This is a genomic window from Iamia sp. SCSIO 61187, assembly GCF_019443745.1.
GTDB lineage: Bacteria > Actinomycetota > Acidimicrobiia > Acidimicrobiales > Iamiaceae > Iamia.
This window is the reverse complement of record NZ_CP050948.1, coordinates 1,797,720-1,813,422: the sequence shown is the minus strand read 5'-3', so window position 1 is coordinate 1,813,422 and position 15,703 is coordinate 1,797,720. Positions and strand designations below refer to the sequence as shown.

Annotated in this window: 15 protein-coding genes; 3 read left to right on the top strand and 12 right to left on the bottom strand. The window is 72.4% G+C overall.

Annotation, left to right across the window (positions count from 1 at the left end):
• Nucleotides 1–53: 53 nt before the first annotated feature.
• The 12 genes from rodA to tig form a co-directional block, all read right to left on the bottom strand.
• Entirely contained in the window at nucleotides 54–1,214 is a 1,161-nt protein-coding gene (rodA, locus tag HC251_RS08745) for a rod shape-determining protein RodA (RefSeq protein ID WP_219944913.1), read from the bottom strand.
• Nucleotides 1,214–3,631, bottom strand: a complete 2,418-nt coding sequence (locus HC251_RS08740; RefSeq protein WP_219944912.1) for a penicillin-binding transpeptidase domain-containing protein — start codon at nucleotides 3,629–3,631, stop codon at nucleotides 1,214–1,216. The genes rodA and HC251_RS08740 overlap by 1 nt, the downstream gene beginning before the upstream one ends.
• 8 nt (nucleotides 3,632–3,639) lie before the next feature.
• Nucleotides 3,640–4,152, bottom strand: a complete 513-nt coding sequence (gene mreD / locus HC251_RS08735; protein ID WP_219944911.1) for a rod shape-determining protein MreD — start codon at nucleotides 4,150–4,152, stop codon at nucleotides 3,640–3,642.
• A gap of 3 nt (nucleotides 4,153–4,155) precedes the next feature.
• On the bottom strand, nucleotides 4,156–4,995 hold the full coding sequence (mreC, locus tag HC251_RS08730; RefSeq protein WP_219944910.1) for a rod shape-determining protein MreC: 840 nt from the start codon (nucleotides 4,993–4,995) through the stop codon (nucleotides 4,156–4,158).
• A gap of 16 nt (nucleotides 4,996–5,011) precedes the next feature.
• A complete protein-coding gene (locus HC251_RS08725) occupies nucleotides 5,012–6,025 on the bottom strand; it encodes a rod shape-determining protein (RefSeq protein WP_219945648.1) in 1,014 nt (337 codons plus the stop codon).
• Between the two features lie 186 nt (nucleotides 6,026–6,211).
• Nucleotides 6,212–6,628 (bottom strand): nucleoside-diphosphate kinase, encoded by a 417-nt coding sequence (gene ndk / locus HC251_RS08720; protein WP_219944909.1) that lies wholly within the window; start codon nucleotides 6,626–6,628, stop codon nucleotides 6,212–6,214.
• Nucleotides 6,629–6,703: 75 nt separating this feature from the next.
• Nucleotides 6,704–7,651, bottom strand: coding sequence for a type I methionyl aminopeptidase (gene map / locus HC251_RS08715; RefSeq protein WP_219945647.1), 948 nt, complete (start codon nucleotides 7,649–7,651; stop codon nucleotides 6,704–6,706).
• Between the two features lie 41 nt (nucleotides 7,652–7,692).
• On the bottom strand, nucleotides 7,693–8,856 hold the full coding sequence (locus HC251_RS08710; RefSeq protein WP_219944908.1) for a hypothetical protein: 1,164 nt from the start codon (nucleotides 8,854–8,856) through the stop codon (nucleotides 7,693–7,695).
• Between the two features lie 208 nt (nucleotides 8,857–9,064).
• Nucleotides 9,065–9,778 (bottom strand): hypothetical protein, encoded by a 714-nt coding sequence (locus HC251_RS08705; RefSeq protein ID WP_219944907.1) that lies wholly within the window; start codon nucleotides 9,776–9,778, stop codon nucleotides 9,065–9,067.
• A gap of 146 nt (nucleotides 9,779–9,924) precedes the next feature.
• Complete coding sequence (clpX, locus tag HC251_RS08700; RefSeq protein WP_219944906.1) at nucleotides 9,925–11,205, bottom strand: ATP-dependent Clp protease ATP-binding subunit ClpX; 1,281 nt, start codon at nucleotides 11,203–11,205, stop codon at nucleotides 9,925–9,927.
• 50 nt (nucleotides 11,206–11,255) lie between these two features.
• Entirely contained in the window at nucleotides 11,256–11,891 is a 636-nt protein-coding gene (locus HC251_RS08695) for an ATP-dependent Clp protease proteolytic subunit (RefSeq protein ID WP_219944905.1), read from the bottom strand.
• Nucleotides 11,891–13,294, bottom strand: a complete 1,404-nt coding sequence (gene tig, locus HC251_RS08690) for a trigger factor (RefSeq protein ID WP_219944904.1) — start codon at nucleotides 13,292–13,294, stop codon at nucleotides 11,891–11,893. Before tig ends, HC251_RS08695 begins: the two co-directional genes overlap by 1 nt.
• Nucleotides 13,295–13,431: 137 nt before the next feature.
• Here tig and HC251_RS08685 point away from each other — a divergent pair, with 137 nt between their 5' ends.
• The 3 genes from HC251_RS08685 (at nucleotide 13,432) to HC251_RS08675 (ending at nucleotide 15,687) form a co-directional block, all read left to right on the top strand.
• Nucleotides 13,432–13,983 carry a MauE/DoxX family redox-associated membrane protein gene (locus HC251_RS08685; RefSeq protein ID WP_370651286.1) on the top strand — a complete coding sequence of 184 codons (552 nt, stop codon included), beginning with the start codon at nucleotides 13,432–13,434 and terminating at the stop codon, nucleotides 13,981–13,983.
• A gap of 280 nt (nucleotides 13,984–14,263) precedes the next feature.
• Complete coding sequence (locus HC251_RS08680) at nucleotides 14,264–15,172, top strand: hypothetical protein (RefSeq protein ID WP_219944902.1); 909 nt, start codon at nucleotides 14,264–14,266, stop codon at nucleotides 15,170–15,172.
• Entirely contained in the window at nucleotides 15,169–15,687 is a 519-nt protein-coding gene (locus tag HC251_RS08675; RefSeq protein ID WP_219944901.1) for a hypothetical protein, read from the top strand. Before HC251_RS08680 ends, HC251_RS08675 begins: the two co-directional genes overlap by 4 nt.
• The last annotated feature ends 16 nt before the right edge of the window (nucleotides 15,688–15,703 follow it).

The window sequence follows — 15,703 nt, the reverse complement described above, 5'->3', positions numbered from 1 at the left end:
CAATCCCCATGCGCCTCCAGGCCCCACCAGGATTGACAGAACCGGGGGTGGGGTCAGCGGAAGCGGCGCATGTGGATGTTCAGCACCAGGCCCATGGCGATGAAGGCCATGATCGTCGACGAGCCGCCGTAGCTGAGGAACGGCAGCGGGATGCCGGTGATGGGCATGATGCCCATCGTCATGCCGACGTTCTGGAAGATCTGGAACACGAACATGGCCAGCACGCCGAGGCAGATCATGGAGCCGGCGTCGTCACGGGCCAGCTGGGCGGTGCGCCAGATCCGCCACACGATGACGGCGTAGGCCGACAGCAGGGCGCCGGCGCCGATGAGGCCCAGCTCCTCCCCCACCACCGTGAAGATGAAGTCGGTGTGCTGCTCGGGCACCCTCTCGCTTCGGGTCTGCGGGCCGTTGAACAGGCCGGTCCCCCGGACGCCGCCGGACCCGATGGCCAGCTTGGACTGCTCGAGGTTGTAGGCGTCGCCCCGCTGGTCCTCCAGCGAGCTCTCGGACTCCTGGTTGGCGAAGACGGTGAGCCGGGCCTTCTGGTAGTCGTCGAGGACGCCGCTGGTGAGCACCAAGGTGGCGAGCAGCACCGAGGCCACGCCGAGGAGCACGAGGTAGCGCCCCCGCACTCCGGCGGCGACGAGCAGGCAGAAGGTCACCGCCACCGACACCAGCGACGTGCCCAGGTCGGGCTGGAGCAGCACCAGGACGATCGGGAGGGCGCAGAGGCCGAGCAGGGCGCCCAGCCGGCGCAGGTCGATGTCGCCGTGGAACTGGGTGGCCAGGTAGACGAACCCGAGGATCAGGGCCAGCTTGGCGAACTCCGACGGCTGGAGCTGGAACGGTCCGAGCTGGAACCAGCCCTGCGTGCCGGACCGGCGCGACCCGACGAGCCGCACCGCCACCAGCAAGACGATGGTCGACCCGTAGATCAGCGGCGTCTGGTCGAGGACCTTGTGGTAGTCGACCACCGCCACCACGGCGCAGGCGATGAGGCCGATGACCACGAAGAAGGCCTGCCGGGTCAGGTACGAGCCGTCGTAGGGCGGCGATGCGCCCCGGGTCGCGCTGTAGACCATCAGCACGCCGAGCCCGGCCACGGCCACCAGGCAGGCGACCAGGACGGCGTCGATGTGGTGCCAGATGGCCGAGGGGTCGTGGCGGAGCGACGTGAGCGGGCGCCGGCGGGGGATGGGGACGGTGGCCATCAGTCCTGGGTGTCCCCGGCCTGAGGGATGTACTCCGCCTGCGCCTCGTCCACGTCGAACCACCCGCCGAGGGGGGCGGTGAAGGGACTGTCGGGGGCGCCGAAGGCCTCGATGTTGCAGCCGACGGCGGCGAAGGGCTCGAGCACCCGGCGGGTGAGGGGCACGGCCGCCTGGGCGCCGAAGCCGGCCTCCTGGAAGACGGTGGCCATGGCGATGGTGGACTCCCGGCCGTCGGTCGGCGTCGGGGCGAAGGCGGCGAACAGCGACGAGTCGTTCTTGCCGGTCACCTGGGCGGTGCCCGTCTTGCCGGCGATCGGGCACTGCGACTGGTCGAACCCCCGGAAGGCGGTCGCCGCCGTGCCGCCGTCGTCCTTGGTCACGCCGTCGAACCCGGAGATCATCGGGTCGCGCCACTCCGGCGGGAGGTCGACCTGGCCGGTGGCCTCGGGCTCGGTGACCTCGACGTTGGTGCCGGAGCCGTAGTCGGTGACCTGGAGCACCAGCTGGGGCTTCCAGATCGTGCCGCCGTTGGCCAAGGTGGCGTAGCCCCGGGCCAGCTGCAGCGGCGTCATGAGGACGTCGCCCTGGCCGACCATGGTGTTGCCGCTGACGCCCGCGGTCCACGTCCCGGCGATACGGGCCTCCTCGGTGTCCCCGTTGAGGTCGATCGAGAAGTCCATCAGCCACGTCGGCGTGGGGATGCGCCCGGGCTGCTCGCCCGGCAGGTCGATGCCGGTCCGCTCGCCGAGGCCCCAGGCGCCCATCGCGCGCTGCATGGCCTCCTCGCCGATGCGGTCGCGGGCCCGCCACGACTCGTCGCCGATCTTGTAGAAGTACGTGTCGGACGAACGGGTGAGCGCTTCGCGCAGGTCGACGGCGCCGGTCCCCACGCCGCCGGCGTTCTGGGCCGAGCACACGCTCTCGGCGGCCGCGTTGCAGTTGGCGCTGTAGAGGTACGTGCCGGTGTCGTTGTAGACGAAGTCCGGCGTGACCATCCCGTTGGCCAGCCCGGCGTAGGCGCTGAACAGCTTGAAGGTCGAGCCCGGGGCGTACTGGCCGGCGATGGCCCGGTTCAGCAGGGGGAAGTTGTGCTGGTCGCCGCGGTCGTCGGCCGAGATGGCCTGGTAGTCCTCGGTGGAGATGCCGCCCACGAACAGGTTGGGGTCGTAGGTCGGGTACGAGGCGATGGCGAGGACCTGGCCGTTGCGGGGGTCCATGGCCACCGAGGCGGCGCCGAGCGGGTTGCAGCCGCCGGGCAGGAAGCAGCCGTTGTCCTGGACCCCACGCCGGCGCTCGATCTCGGCGGCCAGGCCCTTCTCGACGAGGTACTGCATGTTGATGTCGATGGTGAGGTAGACGTCGCGCCCCGGGATCGGCTCGCGCCGCTGGTCGACGAGCTCGCGGATGGGGCGGTTGCGGGCGTCGACCTCGTAGACGATGCGCCCCGGGGTGCCGCGCAGCTCGTGCTCGAGCCCGGCCTCGATGCCGGCCTTGCCGATGTCGTCGTCGTTCTCGTAGGGCTTCTCCTCGTTCTGGAACTCCTCCAGCTCGTCCTCGGTGATGGCGCCGACGTAGCCCAGGACGTGGGCGAGCAGGGCGCCGTAGTTGTACTGGCGCACCGTCACCCGCTCGACCGACACCGACGGGAACTTGTCGGGGTTCTCGGTGAGGTAGAGCTCGAGCTCCTCCGAGACGCTGGTGGCGACGGGCACCGGCTTGAACTTGCTGTAGCGGGGGTCCTCGATGCGCTCGCGCAGGATCTCGGCGGTGACCGGCTCGGGAGGAGCGGGGTCGGCATCGCCCGAGCCGTCGGGGTTCTGGGCCCCGGTGGCCACGCCGGCGGGCGGGGCGGGCTGGCCGAACGGGCCGGCCGGCTGGTCGGCGCTGCCATCAGGGGGGTCGACGGCGGAGGCGTCCTCCTCGTCGGTCGGCGCATCCGGGACGGTCGTCGTGGTCGTGGTGGTGGTGCTGCCGGCCTCGTCGCCCTCGTCGCCCCCGTCGCCGGGGTCAGTGCCGTCGGGCTCGGTCGGCTCGACCGGCTCCTCGGGCCGGGGCCCGGGGTCGTCGGCGCTCCGCTCGCCGCTGGCCCGGAGGAGCTGGTCGGCGGTGATCTCCCGGGCCAGGGTGCGCAGCAGCTCGGTCTGCTCCGGCGCGTCGAGCTCGAAGAACTCCTGGTAGTCGACCTGGACCTGGATGGTGCGGCGGTTGGAGACCAGCTCCTTGCCGGAACGGTCGTAGATCCGGCCGCGGGGCGCCTCGGTGATCACCGTCTGGGTGCGGGCGCTGTCGACGGCGGCGAGGGCCTCGTCGGTGGTCAGCACCTGGAGGTACCACAGCCGCACGAACAAGGCTGCGAACAGCGACAGGGCGACGATGCCCAGCACGTGGTGGCGGGCGCGGGGGTTGGTCGAGGTCATGGGGGCAATCAGCGGAAGACGGAGGGGCCGCGGTCGCGGGCACGGCCCTCAGGCCCGTAGGCCCAGCGCAGCGCCCACCGCATGGGCTTGCTGAACGCGACGTTCACCACGGCGATCACGCCGACGATAGCCGGGAGGGCGGTGGCATCGACGGTCACGCCGAGCACCACGGCGAGGCCGGCGTACAGCAGGGTGCCGAGGGCTGACGCCACGGCAACCAGCCCGATCCAGATCACCGTCGCGTCCCGGAGGACGGACTCCTTGGCCGACCCGACCACCCATCCGACCAGGGCGCCGGTGAGGGCAGACAGGCCGGTCGGGGTGTCGAGGAGGAGGTCGAAGGCGAGGCCCGAGGCGAACCCGGCGAGGGCCCCGCGCTCGGCGTCGGTCTCCAGGGCCGCGGCGATGGCGAAGAGCAGCACGACGTTGCCGCGCCCGCCCCCGATCTCGAGGGGCGAGATCACCACGACCTGCACGACCAGGGTGACGAGCGCGACGACGGCCAGGCGGGCGGCGACCACGGGCTACGAGCAGTCGTCCGTGCAGAGCAGCACGGCGACGTAGCTGAGCCCGTCGAGGTCGGCGATCGGGTCGACGACCACGATGCGCTCGGTGCGGTCCTCGGTGGGTCGGATGGACTCGACGGTCCCCACGGGGATGTTCGGCGGGTAGGCGCTGCGGTCCAGGCCGCTGGTGACGACGTCCTCTCCCCCCTCGACCGGCGTGTCCTCGGAGATGCCCTCGTCGATCCGGACCATGCCGTCCTGGCCGGTCGAGCGGGCGATCCCCACGTCGCGGCTGCCGACCAGCTTCACGCCGAAGCCGCCGTAGTCGGGGTCGGTGATGACCCGGATCCGCGCCGTGCCGCCCTCGACCCGGTCGACCCGCCCGACGAGGCCGGCGTCGGTGACGACCACCATCCCCTCGCTGACGCCGTCACCCGACCCGCGGTTGATCTCGAAGGTCGAGTCGAAGCTGGTCAGCGGGCCCGAGGTGACCTGGGCGACCAGCTGCTCGATGTCGTCGGGCACGGGCAGGTTCATCATCCGCTGCAGCTCGGCCAGCTCCTCCTGGGCGGCCCGGCCCTCGACCTCCTCGCCGGCGATGGCGTCGAGCCGGCGCTGGAGCTCGCGGTTGTCGTCCTCGAGGTCGTCGTAGGAGAAGATCCCCCGCCAGGCGTTCTGGAAGGGCGAGGCGATGGCGTTGCCGATGCCCTCAAACGGTGAGAAGACGGTGCCGGCGACCCGCCGGACGCCCTGCACCGGTCCGGTGTCGCGGTAGTCGAGGGTGAGGACGGTGAGCGACGCCAGGACCAGCAGGATCAGGGTGAGGCGCGAGCGTCCGAAACGCCGGGATGAGGGCACGGAGTCTCGGACGAGGTCAGGTCTGCGGGTTCGAGGAGAAGAGGACGCCCTTGAGCGCCTCGAACTCCTCGAGCGACTGCCCCGACCCGATGGCCACGCAGTGGAGGGGGTTGTCGGCGATGACGATGGGCATGCCCGTCTCGTGCTCGAGCCGGTGCGCCAGGCCGTGGAGGAGGGCGCCACCACCGGCCAGGACGATGCCCTGCTCCATGATGTCGGCGGCCAGCTCCGGCGGGGTCTTGTCGAGGGTGACCTTCACGGCGTCGCAGATGGCGGCGACGGGCTCCTCGATGGCCTCGCGGATCTCCTCGGTCGAGGTCACGATGGTCTTGGGCAGACCCGTGACCAGGTCGCGGCCGCGGATCTCGGCGTGCAGCTCCTCCTCGAGGGGCCAGGCCGACCCGAGGGCCATCTTGACCTCCTCGGCGGTGCGCTCGCCGAGGGCGAGGCTGTACTCCTTCTTGATGAACTGGATGATGGCGTCGTCGAGCTCGTCGCCGCCCACCCGCACCGACTGGCTGGCGACGATCCCGCCCAGCGAGATCACGGCCACCTCGGTGGTGCCGCCGCCGATGTCCACGATCATGTTGCCGGTGGGCTCCTGGACCGGCAGCCCGGCGCCGATGGCGGCGGCCATGGGCTCCTCGATGATGTAGGCGGGCTTGCGGGCGCCGGCGTACTCGGCGGCCTCCTGCACGGCCCGCTGCTCGACGCCCGTGATGCCCGACGGCACGCAGATCACCATGCGGGGCTTGGAGAAGCGCCGCTGGTGGACCTTGTGGATGAAGAAGCGGAGCATCTTCTCGCAGATCTCGAAGTCGGCGATCACGCCGTCCTTCAGGGGCCGGATGGCCTCGATGTGGGCGGGCGTGCGCCCGATCATCCGCTTGGCCTCGGTGCCGACGGCCAGGACCCGGCCGTCCTTGACCGACACGGCGACGACCGACGGCTCGTTCAAGACGATGCCTCGACCCCGCACGTAGACCAGGGTGTTGGCGGTGCCCAGGTCGACAGCCATGTCGCGGCCCATGAGCGAGCTGATCGGATTGTCGGACACGGGGGACCTCCGAGGCTGCGCCGTTGGGGCCGGGCGCGGGTCGGGCCGAAGTGTAGGCCCTGTCATCCGACCGCAACAATCACCCCCTAGCCGAACCGAGGCCGACAGAGGTGGATCCTGCACTGCGCCCCTGGTCAGGGGGTATGTGTGGCAGCCCCGTCAGACGCCCTGGGGGAACCAGAGGCCGATCTCGCGCTCGGCCGACTCGGGCCCGTCGGAGCCGTGGACCAGGTTCTCGTTGGTGGTGGTGGCGAAGTCGCCCCGGATCGAGCCGGGCTGGGCGTCGGTGACCTGGGTCTTGCCGATCAGGATGCGGCACAGCTCCCAGGTGTCGTCGTTCGGGCCCTCGACGACCATGGCGAAGACCGGCGACCGGGTGAGGAAGGCGACGAGCTCGCCGTAGAAGGGCTTCTCGGCGTGCTCGGCGTAGTGCTGCTCGGCCAGCTCGGTGCTCGCCGTGCGGAGCTCAGCGGCGACCAGGCGGAGGCCCTTGCGCTCGATCCGGCTCACGATCTCGCCCACCAGCCCCCGCTCCACGGCGTCGGGCTTGGCCATCACGAAGGTGCGGGACGTCATGGCCCGGACCGTAGCGACCCCTCCCCCACCGCTCCGAACCAAGGGACGCGACGTGCCAGGCACGTCGCGTCCGGGTCAGTGGCCGGACCAGCGGCCGTCGGGGTGGAGGGTGAGGATGTCGGCGCCGTCGTCGGTGACGACGAGGGTGTGCTCGAACTGGGCCGTGCGGCGCCCGTCGGTCGTCACCGCGGTCCACTCGTCGTCCCACAGCCGGTGCTGCCACGCACCCAGGGCGATCATGGGCTCGATGGTGAACGTCATCCCCGGCTCCATCACCACGCGGGCGTCGCGCGGCTCGAAGTAGTGGAGGATGTGCAGCCCGGTGTGGAACTCGTGGGCGACGCCGTGGCCGGTGAAGGCCCGCACCACGCTGAAGCCCTCCGCCTCGGCGTGGGCCTGGATGGCCTGGCCGATGTCGCTCGTCGGCCGGCCGGGACGTACCGCCTCGATGCCCTTCTCGAGGCACTCGCGGGTGACGCGCACCAGGCGCCGGCTCAGGTCGTCGATCGTCCCCACGCCCCAGGTGGCGTTGGTGTCGCCGTGGACGCCCTCGCGGAACAAGGTGACGTCGAGGTTGACGATGTCGCCGTCGCGCAGGGCCCGCGAGTCGGGGATCCCGTGGCAGATGACCTCGTTGACCGACGTGCAGATCGACTTCGGGTACGACGGCTCGCCGTAGTTGAGGGGGCTGGGGTAGCCGCCGGCGGCGAGGCACGCCTCGTGGCAGATCCGGTCGAGCTCCTCGGTGGTGACGCCGGGGGCGATGGCGTCGCCGACGGTGCGGAGGATCTCGGCCGCGGCCGCGCCGGTGCGGCGCATCGCCTCGATCGTCTCGGGCGGGTGGACGTCGGGGACGTCACGTCGGCTGCGACCGCCCTCGGCGGCGTAGTGGGGCAGCTCGACGCCGTCCGGCACGGGCCGCTGGGGACTGACCTGTCCGGCCCGCACCCGCTCGAACGAGGGGGCGTGGCAGCGCTTGAACTTGCGCCCCGACCCGCAGAAGCAGGCGTCGTTGGGGCGCATCCGGGCCGGGTCGACCTCGGTGGCGGCGGTGGCGGGGGGGTTCACGCGGGGACGTCCATCTCTCGCAGGGCGGCCCGCACGGGGCCGACGATCTCGGGGGCGCCGGCGACGAGGACGAGGTCGTCCTCGGTGGCCACGGCCAGGGCCCGGTTCACGGCGTCGACCGGCTCGGGCACGGTCTCGGCCACGGCGCCCAGCCGCTCGGCCACGCCGACGAGGTCCGAGGCGGCGACGACCCCGGCCCCCTCGGGGGCGCAGGCCACGACGAGGCCGGCGTCGGCGACGCCGAGGGCGTGCAGGATCGCTTCGGGGTCGGGGCCGGACCGGAAGCCGACGACCATGAGGACCGACCCCGGGAGCATCATGTCCTCGGCCAGGGTGGTGGCGGTGGCCTCGGCCGCCCCGGCGTCGGTCACCACGTCCACGACGACGGTGGGGTGGCGGGCGACGACCTCGAAGCGGCCCGGCAGCCGGAGCTCCCCCAGCGCCTCGGTCACGACCTCGGTGTCCTGGGGCCGACCGAGGAAGGCCTCGACCGCGGCGAGGGCGGTCGCCGCCGCGGCCGCCTGGTGGCCGCCGTGGACCGGGACGTAGACGTCGTCGTGCTGGGCGTCGGGCGTCCGCAGGTCGAGGAGGCGCCCGCCGACGGCGACCTTGTCGACGGCGACGCCGAAGTCGCGGTTGAGCTCCCAGGCGCCGTCGGCCGAGGCGACCGTCACGGTCCCGTGCTCGTCGGCGCCGACGGCGACGGTCGGCTCGACGAGGGCGACGGGGTCGTCGTGGCCGGTCTCGAGCACGACGACGTCGACGGCGACCTCGGCGAACCACCGGAAGGCGGCGGCGACGACGATCTCGGAGGCGGCGGCAGTGAGCCCGGCCAGCTCCTCGACGGCGGTGACGTCACCGACGAGGGTGGCGAAGGTGTCGTCGTCGACGGTGGTCCCGTCCCAGGCCAGGCGCTCGGCCACCTGCTCGAGGGCGGTCGACGTGATGGTCCCCACCGAGAGGCCCTGCGCCCGCAGCAGGGCCGTGGCCATGGCCGCGACCGACGCCGCGCCGGGGCCGGTGACGGCGATGACCGGCGCCGCCTCGTGGGGGTCGCCGAGGACGTGCAGGAGACGGCCGATGCGGTCGCCGACCTCGTCACGCGCCACCTGGTGGTCGGCGCGGGAGGCGAGGTGGCGCAGGGCGGAGTCGATGTTCACAGCCCGACCACGCTACCGGGCACCGCCACCCCCGAACCTTGTCCGGAAGTCCCCCTCCTCGGCAGGGTTCCGGACAAAGCTGGGGACCGGCCGCCGAACCTTGTCCGGAAGTCCCCCTCTGCGGCAGGGTTCCGGACAAAGCTGGGGACCGGCCGCCGAACCTTGTCCGGAAGTCCCCCTCTGCGGCAGGGTTCCGGACAAAGGTCGGTCAGGCGACGCGGAGACGGACCTCTTCGGCGCGGTGACGGGCCTGCTCGGCGGCCTCGGCGGCCCGGTGGCGGGCCTCCTCGGCCAGGACCGGGGCCTTCTCCCGAGCGACCTCGGCCAGGTCGGCCGCCATGGTGCGGGTCGACGCCGCCAGCAGCGGCCCCTTCTCCTTGGCCAGCTCGGAGAGCTCGGCGGCCCGCTCCTTGGCCACCTCCCGGGCGTGCTCGGCCAGCTCCGGCGCCCGCTCGCGGGCCGCCCGGGCGTGGGGACGGGCCTGCTCGATGGCGACCTCGGACAGGTCGAAGGCCTTCTCGCGCGCCGTGTCGGCCAGGGCTCGGACGTGGGGGCGGGTGGCGTCGGCCAGCTCGTACAGCGACGACGAGGCCCGCTCGGCCAGCTCCTCGACGTGCGGGAGGGCGGCCTCGGCGGCGTCGAGCGCCCGGTCGATGGTGCCCTCGACCTTGTCGGCGACGAAGCCGAGCTTGCGGGTGACCTCGACTGCGGCGCCGGCCTTGGCCGCCTTCTTGGCCTTGCGAGTCACGCGCCACTGGAGGACGAGGCCGACGCCGGCACCCACCAGCGCACCCTCGGCCGCCCCCTTGGCGATGCCGGGGACGGGGTCACGATCGGGGTCGGGAGCACGCGACGCCTGCACGGCGGCGACCCCTGCGCCCACGACGCCTCCGATCAGGGCACCCTTGATGGCCTTGTGCACGACGGTCCTCCGTGGTTGACGACGGGGCGGCTCTGCCCCTCGGACGGGAGCCCACGCTACTCACCCCGGGTCGTGGGCTCGGCCGCGACGATCCCGTCGTCACCCGAGCGCCACCCACGGATGGTGCCTGGCACCATCCGTGTCGGTCAGGAGGCGGCGCGGCGGGGGCGGGGGGCCCGGCGCTCGGAGCCCCGGGGCACGAGGGTCGGGTTGACCTTCTCCTGGACGACCTTGGCGTCGATCACGCAGCGCTCGATGTCGTCGCGCCCGGGGAGGTCGTACATGGTGTTGAGGAGGACCTCCTCGAGGATCGCCCGCAGGCCGCGAGCGCCGGTGCCCCGGAGGATGGCCTGGTCGGCGATGGCCTCGAGGGCGTCGTCGGTGAACTCGAGGTCGACGTTCTCGTACTCGAAGAACTTCTTGTACTGCTTGGCCAGGGCGTTGCGGGGCTCGACGAGGATCCGCACCAGGGCCTCGCGGTCGAGGTTGGCCACAGCGCCGATGACCGGCAGCCGGCCGATGAACTCGGGGATGAGGCCGAACTTCAGGAGGTCCTCGGGCAGGACGGAGGTGAGCACGTCGCCCATGTCCTTCTCCTGCGCCTTGCGGATGTCGGCGCCGAAGCCCACGCCCTTGGCGCCGGACCGGCTCTCGATGATGCGCTCGATGCCGGCGAAGGCACCACCGCAGATGAACAGGATGTTGGTCGTGTCGACCTGGATGAACTCCTGGTGCGGGTGCTTGCGCCCGCCCTGGGGCGGCACCGAGGCGACGGTGCCCTCGAGGATCTTCAGCAGCGCCTGCTGCACGCCCTCGCCCGACACGTCGCGGGTGATCGACGGGTTCTCGGCCTTGCGGGCCACCTTGTCGATCTCGTCGATGTAGATGATCCCGGTCTCGGCCTTCTTGACGTCGTAGTCGGCGGCCTGGATCAGCTTCAGGAGGATGTTCTCGACGTCCTCGCCCACGTAGCCGGCCTCGGTGAGGGCGGTGGCATCCGCGATGGCGAACGGGACGTTGAGCAGACGGGCCAGGGTCTGGGCGAGGAGGGTCTTGCCGCAGCCGGTGGGCCCGATGAGGAGGATGTTCGACTTGGCCAGCTCGACGTCGTCGCCGTGGCTCCGGGTCGAGCCCAGCTGCACCCGCTTGTAGTGGTTGTAGACGGCGACGGACAGGATCTTCTTGGCCTGCTCCTGCCCGATGATGAAGTCGTTCAGGAACTCGAAGATCTCACGGGGCTTGGGCAGGTCCTCGAGGGTGAGGTCGGCGCCCTCGGACAGCTCCTCCTCGATGATCTCGTTGCAGAGGTCGATGCACTCGTCGCAGATGTAGACGCTGGGGCCGGCGATGAGCTTCTTGACCTGCTTCTGCGACTTGCCGCAGAACGAGCACTTGAGGAGCTCGCCGCCTTCTCCGAACTTGGCCACCGGGGATCCCCTGTCGGTCTGTGGTCGGGTGGGTCAGGACTCGTGCGTGATCAGCTCGCCGCCGTGATCGGGCCGGTGCGGTCCACGATCTCGCGGGAGGCGATGACCTCGTCGATGATGCCGTACTCCTGGGCCTCGGGCGCGGACAGCACGTAGTCGCGGTCCGTGTCGCGCTTGATCCGCTCGACGTCCTGGCCGCTGTGGCGGGCCAGGATCTCGTTGAGCAGGTCCCGCATGCGCAGGATCTCCTTGGCCTGGATCTCGATGTCGGAGGCCTGACCGCCACCGCTGCCCCAGGGCTGGTGCAGCAGCACGCGGGCGTGGGGCAGGGCCATGCGCTTGCCGGGCGTGCCCGCCGCCAGCAGCACCGCCGCCGCCGAGGCCGCCTGCCCGAAGCAGATGGTGGCGATGTCGGGCTTGACGTACTGCATGGTGTCGTAGATCGCGAACAGCGCGGTGATGTCGCCACCAGGGCTGTTGATGTAGATGTTGATGTCCTTGTCGGGGTTCTCCGACTCGAGGTGCAGCAGCTGGGCCGACACCAGGTTGGCGATCGTGTCGTCGATCGGCGTGCCCAGGAAGATGATGTTGTCCTTGAGCAGGCGGGAGTAGAGGTCGAAGGCCCGCTCGCCCCGGTTGGTCTGCTCGACCACGGTGGGCACGAGGTAGTTGTAGGCCGGTTCCATCAGCTGTCCTGCTCGTCGGGTGAGTCGTTCTGGGGGTCGTCGGAGGGAGCCGCCCCGTGGTCGTGGCCATGATCGTGATCGTGGTCGTCCTCGTCGGCGAGGAGGGCCTCACGGTCGAGGGCGTTGCCGTCGCGGTCGACGACCTCGATGTGCTCCAGCACCCAGTCCATGGCCTTGCGGGTGCGCACGTCGGAGCGTACCAACGACAGCTGGGAGTTGCGCTCGAACTGCTGGCGCACCTTCTTGGCCGGCTGGCCCACCCGGGCGGCGACGGCCTCGATCTCGGCGTCGAGGTCGTCGTCGTCGACGTCGATGCCCTCGGCCACGGCGACGGCCCGCAGAGCAAGGTCGACCCGCACCGACCGCTGCGCCGCGGTGCGCAGCTCCTCGCGGAAGGCGTCGGGGTCCTGACCGGTGAGCTGGAGGTACTGGGCCAGCTCGATCCCCTGGGCCCGCAGGCGCAGGGCGAGGTCCTGGAGGCGGGTCTGCATCTCGGTCTCGACGAGGGCCTCGGGCGGGTCCTCCTCGACCAGCTTCGCCAGCTCGTCGGCGGTGCCCTCGCGGACGGCCATCTGGGCCTGCGACGCCTTCACGGTGGCGAGGCGGGTGCGCAGGTCGGTGCGGAGCTCCTCGACGGTCGAGAACTCGGAGGCCTCGGCGGCGAAGGCGTCGTCGAGGTCGGGCAGCACGGTCTCGCGGACCTCGTTCACCACGACGGTGAAGTCGACCGGGTCCTCGCCCTCCTGGGGGTGGTCGGCGGTGAACTCCAGGGTGTCGCCGACGCCGGCGCCCTCGAGGTTGGCGTCGAGCTCGGGGACGATGGAGCCGGCGCCGACGCGGTACTGGTAGCCCTCGGCGGTGAGGCCGTCGAGCGGCTCGCCGTCGCGGGCGCCGGAGATGTCGATGGTGACGGTGTCGCCCTCGGCGGCGGGACGGTCGACGTCGGCGAGGGTGGAGAACTGCTCGCGGAGGTGCTCGACGCGCTCCTCGACCTCCTCGTCGGTGGGCTCGGGCGAGTCGATGACGACCCGCAGGGAGGCGTAGCCGCCCACCGTGACCTCGGGCCGGACCTCGACGGTGGCGTCGAAGGCCACCGGGCCGGTGTCCTCGCCCGCGGTGATCTCGATCTCGGGCGGGGCGATGGCGTCGACGTCGTGCTCGGCGAGGGCGGCGGCGTAGTACTCGGGCAGGGCGTGCTGGAGGGCGTCGTTGCGCGCCGCCTCCACCCCGACCCGCGCCTCGAGCACCTTGCGGGGCACCTTCCCGGGCCGGAAGCCGGGGAGCCGGACCTCGCGCGCCATCCGCTTGAAGGCGGCATCGACCTCGTGCTCGAAGACGTCGCCGGGGACCTCGACGCGGAGCTTGACCTTGTTGCCCTCGGCGGGCTCGACGGTGGACTGCATGAGGGCGACCACTGTACCGGTGGGACCTCCCCCGGCCGGCATGGTGATCGGCCCGGCCCCCCGGTGGGCGGAGAACCACCGGACCGGCGGGTTCCCGCCCACCGGACGGCGAGGAGGGCTGGCATGGTGGGGGCGTGATGGTGGCGACGCTCTCCCCCGCCCTCGGACCGCTGCTCGTGGCGGCCGTCCTGCTCGCCGTGGCCGGGGTGGCCAAGCTGCGCCGGCCGGCGCCGACGGGCCTGGCCCTCGCCCGCACCGGGCTGCCCGGGTCCGACCCCCTGGTGCGGCTGCTCGGCGCGGTGGAGGTGGCCTCGGCGCTCGCCGCCGCGGCCGTCGGCGGGGTGGCCGCCGTTCCCGTCGTCGTCCTCTACCTGGGGTTCGCCGCCTTCACCGCCGTCCAGGTGCGACGGGCGGCGGCCACCGGCGAGACGGCCGACTGCGGCTGCTTCGGCGACGCCGACGCCCCCGTCGGCCGGACCCACGTCGCCGTCAACGTCGCCCTGGCCGCCGCGGCGGTGGCCGCCGTGGCCGTGGGCGCCGACGGCGTGGTCGGCGCCATGGCCTCCGACGCCGGCCCCAGCGTCGCCGTGGTCGCCCTCGCCCTCGTGGCCGCCGCCGGCGTGCGGGCCCTGCTGACCGACCTCCCCGCCGTCCGGGCCCTCGTCGGCCCACCCGCCACCGACGGCTGAGGGCTCGGTCGGCCCGGGGCCCGAGCCGCCCCGCACCGTTCTGAGCCAGGATCCAGCCACCCGTGGCCGACCGCTGGCCCAGAACCCGACCGAGGCCGACCCCGCGCCGTTCTGAGCCAGGATCCAGCCACCCGTGGCCGACCGCTGGCTCAGAACGGATGGGGGTCCTGCGGCCACGGTGGGTGGGACCTCACCGCTCGCGGCGCATCGCCTACGGTGGGCCGGTCGTGCTGTTCGAGTCTCCCCCGCCGCGCCCCCATCGGGGCCCGAGGACCGCGTGATGGCCGCCGTCGTCGCCGTGCTGGCCCTCGCCGTCGCCGTGCTGACGCTGCTCGTCCTCGGCCTGCTGCGCAGCCACGCCGACATCCTCCGGCGCCTCCACGAGATCGACGGCGGGATCGAGGAGGGCGCGTCCCCGACCGCGACCGCCGCCCGGCCGGGGCCCCGCACCGTCAGCCGCGACGAGGTGCGCACCTTCCCCCAGGTCCAGGCGCCGCCCGAGCGCGAGGGCTTCACCGACTCCCGTGACCTCGTCGGCGTCGGGGTCGACGACGACGCCGTGACCATCCGGGTCACCGGTGTCGAGCACCGCACCCTCGTCGCCTTCCTCTCCGGGTCGTGCCTCACCTGCCAGCGCTTCTGGGACGCCTTCCAGAAGCCGCAGAAGCTGGGCCTGCCCCGCGACGTCCGCCCCGTGATCGTCACCAAGGGCCCCGAGCAGGAGAGCCCGGCCGCCATCGCTCGCGTCGCCCCCAAGGGCGTGCCGGTGCTGATGGACAGCAGCGCCTGGGAGGCCTACGACGTCCCCGGCTCGCCCTACTTCGTGCTGGTCGACGGCCGCACCGGCCAGGTCCAGGGCGAGGGCACCGGCATCGACTGGGGGCAGGTCAAGGGCCTGCTCACCCAGGTCCAGGACGACGCCTCCTACGCCGAGGACCTCGAGAGCCGCCGGGTCGCCAAGTACCGGGCCGACGACGAGCGCGAGCGCCGGGTCGACGACGAGCTCCTCGCCGCCGGCATCGCCCCCGGCGACCCGAGCCTCTACGGCGACGGGCCCGACGACACCCGCCTCGCCGGGCCGGCCGCCCCCGACGACGCCGCGAGCACACCCGGCGAGCACGACCACGGCGAGCATGACCACCACCACGACGAGCCGGGCGAGGGCCCGGCCGAGAGGACGAGCGCATGAGGATCGAGGCCCACGGCATCCGGGCCGAGCTGCCCGCCGGGTGGGAGGGCCGGCTCGGCCGGCGCCAGCCGGGGACGATGACCGGCCCCCGCGGCCGCGCCGGCACCGACGGCGCCACCGGAGCCGCCATGACCGAGGTCGTCGGCGAGGACACCGGCCCGGTCCTGCACATGGGCAACTTCGCCCTCCCCGAGGACCGGGGCGACTTCGGCAGCGGGGCCGTCGACCTCATGGGCACCGGCCACCTCCTGCTCGTCCTGGTCGAGTACGGCCCCGACAGCGTCGGCACCGCCCTGTTCCCCACCGTCTCGTCGGTCCCCCGGCTCACCGGTCGCATGTTCAGCAACCAGGCCCTCCAGCGCGTGCAGCGCGGCCAGGCCGGCGCCCAGCGCTTCTTCACCCTCAACGGCCGGGCGTTCTGCCTCTACGCCGTGGTCGGCGACGAGCGCGAGACCGGCGCCATGGCCACCACGGCCAACGAGGTCACCCGTCAGATCCAGGTCTCGCCCGCATGACCCTCCACCCGCTCGC

Excerpts from the sequence above, each read along its gene's own strand:
- HC251_RS08680 (WP_219944902.1), top strand. The coding sequence starts at position 14,264 with ATGGCCGCCGTCGTCGCCGTGCTGGCCCTCGCCGTCGCCGTGCTGACG.
- HC251_RS08685 (WP_370651286.1), top strand. The coding sequence starts at position 13,432 with ATGGTGGCGACGCTCTCCCCCGCCCTCGGACCGCTGCTCGTGGCGGCC.
- map (WP_219945647.1), bottom strand. The coding sequence starts at position 7,651 with ATGCGCCCCAACGACGCCTGCTTCTGCGGGTCGGGGCGCAAGTTCAAG.
- rodA (WP_219944913.1), bottom strand. The coding sequence starts at position 1,214 with ATGGCCACCGTCCCCATCCCCCGCCGGCGCCCGCTCACGTCGCTCCGC.
- HC251_RS08675 (WP_219944901.1), top strand. The coding sequence starts at position 15,169 with ATGAGGATCGAGGCCCACGGCATCCGGGCCGAGCTGCCCGCCGGGTGG.
- HC251_RS08695 (WP_219944905.1), bottom strand. The coding sequence starts at position 11,891 with ATGGAACCGGCCTACAACTACCTCGTGCCCACCGTGGTCGAGCAGACC.
- HC251_RS08740 (WP_219944912.1), bottom strand. The coding sequence starts at position 3,631 with ATGACCTCGACCAACCCCCGCGCCCGCCACCACGTGCTGGGCATCGTC.
- HC251_RS08725 (WP_219945648.1), bottom strand. The coding sequence starts at position 6,025 with ATGGGCCGCGACATGGCTGTCGACCTGGGCACCGCCAACACCCTGGTC.
- ndk (WP_219944909.1), bottom strand. The coding sequence starts at position 6,628 with ATGACGTCCCGCACCTTCGTGATGGCCAAGCCCGACGCCGTGGAGCGG.
- tig (WP_219944904.1), bottom strand. The coding sequence starts at position 13,294 with ATGCAGTCCACCGTCGAGCCCGCCGAGGGCAACAAGGTCAAGCTCCGC.